The following is an 8,174-nucleotide window of genomic DNA, read 5'->3' on the forward strand; positions in this document are numbered from 1 at the left end:
CGGGGCCTTACGACGTCCTGGCTGAATCAGGCGCGACGTTGTGCAGCCCGGCTTTCACTCCGCTGCCGCAGGACTCCTTCCATGACGTCGCTCGTCAGGCCCTGACCCGACTTCGCTGAAGGAGGTTGGCGGGCTCCCAGGGCCCCCGGAACATCCGTCCCGACACGAAGTGTTGGATTCCTGGCATATCCGTTGCTCCTCGCCAGACCTGACGTGGGAGCCAACGTGATGAACAGGAGGGATGTGATGCGCGGTGATGTGTCCGAGGTATCGCGGCGCGGTGTGAGGCAACCCGTGGCCCGTTTCCTGGTGTCGGGAGGGTTGCTGGGGCTGACGCTCTCCGGGCTCGTGGTGGGCAGGACGTCGGAGGCCGCGGAGGAGCCGGTGCCGTCCGACCCGAAGCCCCCCGTCTGCGAGCGCTATCACTCCGAGGTGTTCATCGACTTCAGGGACAACGGGATTCACTTCCATCCGGACCGATGTCTCCACAAGGGAGGCAGGGCCTGGTTCATCAACGACTGCGGGGACGAGGTCTTCATCAAGGTCGATGGACCCGAATGGGAATTCGTCCCGCCGCTGCCTCCCCACGAGAAGGAGTCGCTGTGCTTCAGGACGGGGGGCGTCTACACCATCCATGCGGCCGAGGGGTGTTCCAAGCTGCCCGATGACCGCAGGCTCGGGACGCTGGAGGTGGGCTCGTCGGGTGGAGGGGAGGACCCCATCCCGTTCTGTGACTTCTGAGCCGGACGCTACGGAGAGGACGGAAGCCGGCGCTTCCACTCGCTGATGAGCCGGGGGTTCAGCGCGAGGGCCCGCTCGAGGTCCTCCCGGGCCTCCCGTGTCACCCCGGCCTCCTCACGCAGGCTCGCGCGCAGCAGCAGCGCGTCCGCCCAGCGGGGGCGCGCGGCCAGCACCTCGTCCACCAGGGCGAGGCCACGCTCCAGGGAGGGCAGTGGCTCCCTTCCCGCCGCCTTCCGCCAGGCGGCCCGGTCGCGGCAGAAGTGGCCGAAGGCGATGCGGTAGTCCAGGTGCCGGGGCTCCAGCTCCAGCGCCTTCTCGAAGGAGCGGGCGGCGTCCTCGAAGTCCTCGGGGCGCGCGAGCCAGCGGGCGCGCAGTGCCCGCACCTCGCCCTGGACGAGCCAGGCCAGGGGCTCCCGGGGGCCGCGCTCGAAAGCCTGACGCAGGGCCGCCTCGGCCCGGTCGAGGCTCCCGCGCGGCTCCTTCCCGTGCTCCAGCTCGAAGGCCGCCCGCCGTGCATGGACCCGGGCCAGACTGGCCGGGTAGTGCGCGCCGCCCGGGAGCAGCGCGCTGGCCTCCTGGTAGGCCACCTCGGCCGCCTGGAGGTCGGGACGCGGGTCCTCCCCGGAGCGCGCGAGCCAGATGGCGCGCTCGGCATGGGCCTCGCCGAGGTTGTGGTGGCCAAAGCCCTGCTGGGGCGCGACCTCGATGGCCTGACGCGCGGCTCGCACGGCCTGCTCGAGGAAGGGGAAGGGGTCATCGCCGCGGTCCCAGGCCTCCCGCGCCTGTTCGAGGAGGACGGCGCTCCGGCCGTTGTGCAGCTGCGCGATGCGGGCGTTGATGCGCAGGCCCTCGTCGAAGCACTCCAGGGCGGTGGCCAGGTCGGGCCCGGCGTCGCCTCCCTGGTTCCGGCGCCGCTGGGCGAGCTCCAGGTGCAGCGTGCCTCCCAGGAACCACGTCACATAATTGCGCGGGTTGAGCTTGCGCGAGGTGTCGAGCGCGGTCCGGGCCTCTTCCAGGTCCTCCAGGGGCGTCGAGGCGCGCGGGTGGGTGGCCCGGGTGAGCCAGGCGATGCCCAGGTTGAGCCACGCGTCCGGTATCCGCGCGTCGAGCCGGATGGCCTCGCGGTAGGACGCGATGGCCTCGCCGCGGTGGGCCCGCGAGTCCTCTCCCTTCTCGTCCTCGTAGTCCGCCTGGATTTTGAAGACGAGGCCCCGGGTGGCGTGGAACTCGTAGTCCTGGTCCTTCGCGGGGATGGACCCCAGCAGCGCCACGGCCTCACCGAGCGGCGCGCCGGGGTCCAGGCCCCGGGCCTGGAGTGAGCGCGCCCGGCGCCAGAGGCTCTGCACCTGCTCCAGCCGGGCCCGGGGCGGCTCGGGCACCAGCCTCATGGCGGCGCGCGCGGCCGAAAGGGCCTTCTCGAGGGGCTCCTCCACGTCACCGCCCCGGCTCATGCGGTACTCCGCCAGCCGGTTGTGGAAGCGCGCCTCCAGGACGCGGGCCGGGCCGAAGTCCGGGTCCGCCTGGAGCGCGCGGGCGACGGCCTCCAGCCCACGGGTGAAGGGGGGCAGGACGTCTCCCTCGCCGTAGAGCTCCATCACCATGGCGGTGTACTCGAGCCGTGCCAGGGACCTGTGGACCTCGGGCACGCTCTCGCCGGTGGCGGCGGCGGCGGAGTAGGCGCGGCGGCCGGCCTCGAAGTCGGCCAGCGCTCCCTCCCGGTCTCCCTGGTTCCACTTCCGGGCGGCGCGGGCCTGGAGGATGTCACCCCGGAGCAGGGGGGCCTCGTGGAACCAGGGGAGGTGGTCCTTCATCGCGTCGAGCTGGAGGAGGGCCTCGTCCAGCCGTTCCTCGTGGAAGGCCAGCAGCGCCGCCACGTACTCGGCGGAGGGCACGTCGGCGCCGTGGCTCTGGCGCAGCCAGTCCAGGGCGGGCGCGCGGTACTCGCGCTGGATGTCCTGCTTGCGCGACTCGCGCCGCGCCGAATCTCTCAGCCGCTCGGCCTCCTGGAGCTGCTCCTGGTACAGGTGCCCCATCACCAGGGCCAGGGCCCAGGCGACGCGGGGCTCGCGGAAGCCGTGGCGCCAGGCGGCCTCCAGGTGCTCGCGGGCCAGGGCCTCGTCGCCGAGCGCCAGCGCGCCACGGCCCAGGGCGTAGTGGCCGGGACCCACGGCCAGCTCGCCGGCCTCGTGAATCTCGGTCTCCAGCGCGCGCATGTGGCCGCGAAGGACCTCGCGGTCCGCGCGGATGTCGTGGAGCGGGGACAGGCCGGAGTAGCGGGCCAGGGCCTCGATGCGCTCGACGCGCTCGGTGAACTGGCGCGAGAGGCGCTCGCGCCGGTGGGCTTCCTGGCGGGTGAGGGCGACGTGGACGAGGGAGAGCGCCACGGCCAGCAGGGCCGCGGCGGCCACGCCCACCACGATGCGGTGCTTGCGGAGCGCCTTGCGCAGCCGGTAGCCCGGGCCGGTGGGGCGTGCCCGCACGGGCTCGCCCGCGATGAAGCGGTCCAGGTCCTCGGCGAGGGCGCGCGCCGAGTCGTAGCGGGCCGCGCGCTCCTTCTCCAGGCACTTGAGGACGATGGCCTCCAGGTCCACCGGCAGCGCGGGGTTGAGCGCGCGCGGCGGGCGGGGCTCGAGGGTGGCGATGTTGCTGAGCACCTCCAGCCCGTTGTCGCCCGGAATGGGAGGCTGGCCCGTCAGCAGCGTGTAGAGCGTGGCGCCCAGGCTGTACACATCGGCGCGCCGGTCCAGGCGGGACACCTCGCCGCGGGCCTGCTCCGGGGCCATGTAATGGGGCGTGCCGAGCACGGCGCCGCTGGCGGTGACGCCCTGCTCCTTCCAGTCACGCGCCAGCCCGAAGTCCATGACGTAGGGCTTGAGGCGGCCATCCTCGGTGCGCTCGACGAGGATGTTGCCGGGCTTGAGGTCGCGGTGGATGAGGCCGGCCCGGTGGGCGGCGTGGACGCCCTCGGCGGCGTCCCGGAGCAGCAGGGCCGCCTGTTCCACGGTGAGCTGGCCCGCGAGCTGGTTCAGCGGGACTCCGTCCACGTACTGCATGGCGATGAAGGCGTGCCCCTGGACTTCGCCCACCTCGTACACCTGGCAGACGCGCTCGTGCTCGACACGGGCCTGGGCCCGGGCCTCGGAGAGGACGCGCCGGGTGAGGCCGGCGTCACCGCCCCGGACGAACTTGAGGGCGGCATGGCGGCGCAGCCGCGGGTCATAGGCAAGGAAGACCTGTCCCATGCCGCCCTGTCCGAGGAAGCGAACCCCCTGGTAGCGCTCCCAGCCGGGCACCGGAAAGACGGTCGCCTCCGGAGAAGGGAGCCGCGGCGCGAGGGCACCCTCCAGGGTGGAGGCACCTGCTGCTCCGTCCCAGACGGCCTCGCTCGTGATTCGCGTTTTCATGGACTTACCGGAGCCTCAATCTACCCGCCTTCGAGCCGGTAGAGGCGAGCGGGCGAGCGCGGGGGCCCTCCCCGCGTGACGGGGCGGCCGGCCGGGTGGGCCTCCGTGGGGGGCGGGGCGCCCCAGGGCCAGGGGATGCCCGCGGCGGACCGACGCCGGGCTCGGGCTCAGGACTTCTTCAGCGGCAGGTCCACGGTGAAGGTGGCGCCCCGGCTCGGGGTGCTCTCCGCCTTCACGGTGCCGCCCATGGCCTCCACCAGCTGCCGCGTGACGTACAGCCCCAGGCCGAGCCCGCCATAGTGGCGCTCGGACACGCCCCGCTCGAAGCGGTGGAAGATGCGCTCGAGGAGCTCGGGGGCGATGCCGATGCCCTGGTCGCTGACGGTGAGGCGGGCCCACCGTCCCACGATGCGGAGCCGGACGTGCACGGGCCGGCCGGTGCCGAACTTGAGGGCGTTGGACAGGAGGTTCGTCACCACCTGCGCCACGCGCACGCGGTCCAGGTGGCCCACGGCTCCGGACTCCACCTCCACCTGGAGCGGCGAGCGCGTGGCCTGTGGCTCCATGTCGCGGGTCACCTCCCGGACGACGTCGGCCACGTCCACGTCCTCCAGATGGAGGGACAGGCGCCCCTCGGCGAGCCGCGACACGTCGAGCAGCCCGTCCACGAGGACCGCGAGCTTGTGGACCTGCGCCTCGGCCACCTCCAGGTTCTTCAGCTCCCGCTCCCGGTTGCGCGTCTCACGGTACGAGTCCTGGGCGCCGCGCCGGAGCTGGGCGAGCCGGAGGGCCAGCGGCGTCAGCGGTGTCTTCAGCTCGTGCGCGGCCACGGAGAGGAACTCGTCTCGCAGCCGCACCGACTGGCGCAGCTCGCGCAGCAGCCGCTCGCGCTCCTCGGCCTGGCGGTTCTCCTTCGTCGTGTCGCGCAGCTCGATGACGGTGCCCGAGGGGACGCCCTCCACGAGGAGGGGGCTCGCGGTGAAGGCCACCGGGTAGAAGCTCCCGTCCCTGCGGACGAAGACGTCCTGTCCCTGCTCCTGGGCGCGCGTGGGCAGGGCCCGGTCGATGGGGCACTCGGCCATGGGGTAGGGCGTGCCGTCGGGCCGGGTGTGGTGGATGAACTCGTGGAGCGGCTGGCCCTGGACCTCGGCCAGCGTGAAGCCGGTGATGGCCTCGGCCGCGGGGTTCATGAAGACGCAGTGCTGGCGCGCATCCATGAGGAACAATCCCAGGGTGGCGTTGTCGGTGATGGCCTTGAGGCGCCGCTCGGCCTCCTCCACCCGCATGCGGCTGCGGACCTGCTCCGTCACCTCCACCGCGTGGGTGAGGACGCCGGTGATGCGGCCCGAGGTGTCGCGGATGGGCACGAAGGCGAGGTTGAAGAAGGACTCCTCGGGCGTGCCATTCCCATGGCGGTCCAGGCGCACGGAGAACTCCTCGGCCTTGAAGGGCTCTCCCGTGCGCAGCACCCGCCGGAGCGTCTCCAGGAGGCCCGGTTGTGACAGGAGCTCCGGCATCGCCTCCACCATCGGGGTGCCCGGGGGGATGCGCCGGCCGGCCACCTTGTCATGCAGCGTGTTGGCGAACTCGAAGGTGAGGTCCTCGCCGCGGAGGATGGCGATGGCCGCGGGAGCCTCGCCCAGCAGGGCGTGGAGCAGCTCCCGGTGGAGATTCTCGGTGGCCTCGCGCTCCGCCTGATGCCGCTTCTCCTCGGCCTGGGCGTCCCGGACGCAGAGCCAGTGCTGCTTGCCGCCCAGCTCCAGGGGGGTGATGCGCGCCCGGCTGGTGAAGGTCGTCCCGTCCTTCCGCCGGTTGTGGAGGACGCCGAACCAGAGCCCCTGGGCCTTCACCTCCGCGGAGATTTCCACGACACGCAGCGCATGCTCCTCGGGCGACCAGGCGCTCAGCACCCTGATGGGCTGGCCGAGCAGCTCTCCGCGCGCATAGCCGAAGAGCCGGTCCTCGGCGGCGTTGGTGTAGATGACGGTGCCCCGCTCGTCGGCCAGATTCACCGCGCTCACCATGCCCTCCAGTATCGAAGCGTGGAGGGCGAGGTCTTTCGGGTGCTCCGGGGCGGCCTTCTTCATGTGTGGTGTCGGGCGGGCTATCCGTCGGCGGGCCCCACGGCGAGGGCCGTGAAGGGTTCCGAACAGTTAATCACCCGGCCCCTCAAGAGCACCGCGGCAAGGGCGCTCCGGTGGGGTGGTGGGCATGGCGGGCGCACGGGGGCCCCTCTGCCTGCTCGGCGCCAGGGAGGTGACGGCGCCTCAGCGCTTCGGCTTCTCGACGGGGCGCTCGGAGCGGTGCTCGTCGTCGGCCGGAGCCTCGCTCCCGGCGATGTCCGCCGTGGTGATGGCCTTGCTGCCGAAGCGCTCGGCGATCTTGTCCAGCGCCGCGTTCAGCTTCGCGGTGCGCGGCGGCGCCGCCGGGAAGAGGCCGAGCTGCGGGGGCACCTCGTCGAGCTGCACGCTCACCCCGGTGAGGCGGATGGGCTTGCCCTCGTGCGCGCGCTCCATCAGTTCCAGCGCGGTGCGGTAGAGCGTCTGTCCGTCGTCCGTGGCCTCGCGCAGGGTGGTGCGCCGGGTGATGAGCGTGAAGTCCGCGAACTTCAGCTTGAGCTGCACCACGCGGCCCTTCACGCCCGCGCGCCGCAGCCGCCGGCCCACGCGCAGCGCCTGCGAGTGCACGTGCGGCTTGAGCGCGTCCACGCCGGTGAGGTCCTCCTCGAAGGTGTCCTCCGCGCCCACGCTCTTGGCCGCGCGGTCCGGCACCACCTCGCGCGTGTCGATGCCCTGGGACAGCTCCCACAGGTGTCGCCCGCTGGAGCCCAGCCGCTCCTCCAGCCAGTCCGGCTCATGGGCCGCCACGTCGCCAATGGTCCGCAGCCCGGCGACCTTGAGCGCTTCCTCCGTCTTCGGCCCCACGCCCCACAGGCGTGAGACGGGCAGCCCCGCGAGGAAGGCCACCGTCTCCTCGGGCCGCACCTCGCGCTGCCCGTTGGGCTTGGCCAGGTCCGAGGCAATCTTCGCCACGAACTTCACCGGGGCGATGCCCGCCGAGGCCGGCAGGTTGAGCTCGTCCGCGATTTCCTTGCGGATGCGCCGCGCGATGTCCGCCGGGGCGCCGAACAGCCCCACCGAGGCCGTCACGTCGAGGAAGGCCTCGTCGAGGGACAAGGGCTCGATGAGGGGCGTGTAGCGCTCGAAGATGGCGAAGACCTGCTCGCTGGCCTCGGCGTACGCGGAGAAGCGTGGCTTGACGACGATGGCGTGGGGCGCGGCCTTCATGGCGCGGGCCATGGGCATGGCGCTGCGCACGCCGAAGGGGCGGACCTCGTAGGAGGCAGCGACGACGACGCCCCGCTGTGCATGGCCGCCAACGATGATTGGCTTGCCTCGCAGGGCCGGGTTGTCGCGCTGCTCCACGGACGCATAGAAGGCGTCCATGTCCACGTGGATGATGGCTCGCATGGCACGAGTCACTGTAGTGGCCCCCTCTGACGCGAGACGGAAGCCGACATGAAGACCCTGACCGAGTACCTGTGGTTCGAAACCAAGGAGCGGCGCGAGTTGGTGCGCCTCACGGACACGGTGTCGTCGCTGGTCCGCAAGAGCGGCATCCAGGAGGGAATGGTTCTCGTCTCCGCCATGCACATCACCGCGGGCGTCTTCGTCAATGACGACGAGCCCGGCCTCCACGAGGACATCTGGGAGTGGCTTCAGGGACTGGCGCCCTTCGGTCCCGACTACCGCCACCACCGCACCGGCGAGGACAACGGCGACGCGCACCTCAAGTCGCTGCTCATCCACCACCAGGTCATCATCCCCGTCACCGCGGGGAAGATGGACCTGGGGCCCTGGCAGCAGGTGTTCTACGCCGAGTTCGACGGACAGCGCCGAAAACGCGTCATCGTGAAGGTGATGGGGGAGTAGGGCTACCCCCTGACGGGGCGGCTTGACGCGGCCAACGTGTCAGGTGGGGTGGGCGGGCCCGCGGTACGGCCCGCCCGGCGGGAAATCAGCCCTGGCG

The 8,174-nt window shown here is 71.9% G+C and carries 5 protein-coding genes; 2 read left to right on the top strand and 3 right to left on the bottom strand.

What is annotated here, in order from left to right; translation table 11 throughout:
* Positions 1 to 294: 294 nt before the first annotated feature.
* A complete protein-coding gene (locus HG543_RS48855) occupies positions 295 to 741 on the top strand; it encodes a hypothetical protein (RefSeq protein WP_169351841.1) in 447 nt (148 codons plus the stop codon).
* Between the two features lie 8 nt (positions 742 to 749).
* Here HG543_RS48855 and HG543_RS56695 read toward each other — a convergent pair whose 3' ends face one another.
* The 3 genes from HG543_RS56695 to dinB form a co-directional block, all read right to left on the bottom strand.
* On the bottom strand, positions 750 to 4,145 hold the full coding sequence (locus HG543_RS56695) for a protein kinase domain-containing protein (RefSeq protein ID WP_169351842.1): 3,396 nt from the start codon (positions 4,143 to 4,145) through the stop codon (positions 750 to 752).
* 167 nt (positions 4,146 to 4,312) lie between these two features.
* Positions 4,313 to 6,232: a PAS domain-containing sensor histidine kinase gene (locus HG543_RS48865; protein ID WP_169351843.1), complete on the bottom strand. Its 1,920-nt coding sequence runs from the start codon at positions 6,230 to 6,232 to the stop codon at positions 4,313 to 4,315.
* A gap of 180 nt (positions 6,233 to 6,412) precedes the next feature.
* On the bottom strand, positions 6,413 to 7,615 hold the full coding sequence (dinB, locus tag HG543_RS48870) for a DNA polymerase IV (protein ID WP_169351844.1): 1,203 nt from the start codon (positions 7,613 to 7,615) through the stop codon (positions 6,413 to 6,415).
* 48 nt (positions 7,616 to 7,663) lie between these two features.
* Between dinB and HG543_RS48875 the strand changes: the two genes are divergently transcribed.
* Complete coding sequence (locus HG543_RS48875) at positions 7,664 to 8,077, top strand: secondary thiamine-phosphate synthase enzyme YjbQ (protein ID WP_169351845.1); 414 nt, start codon at positions 7,664 to 7,666, stop codon at positions 8,075 to 8,077.
* The last annotated feature ends 97 nt before the right edge of the window (positions 8,078 to 8,174 follow it).

The sequence above is a fragment of the Pyxidicoccus fallax genome, from assembly GCF_012933655.1.
GTDB lineage: Bacteria > Myxococcota > Myxococcia > Myxococcales > Myxococcaceae > Myxococcus > Myxococcus fallax.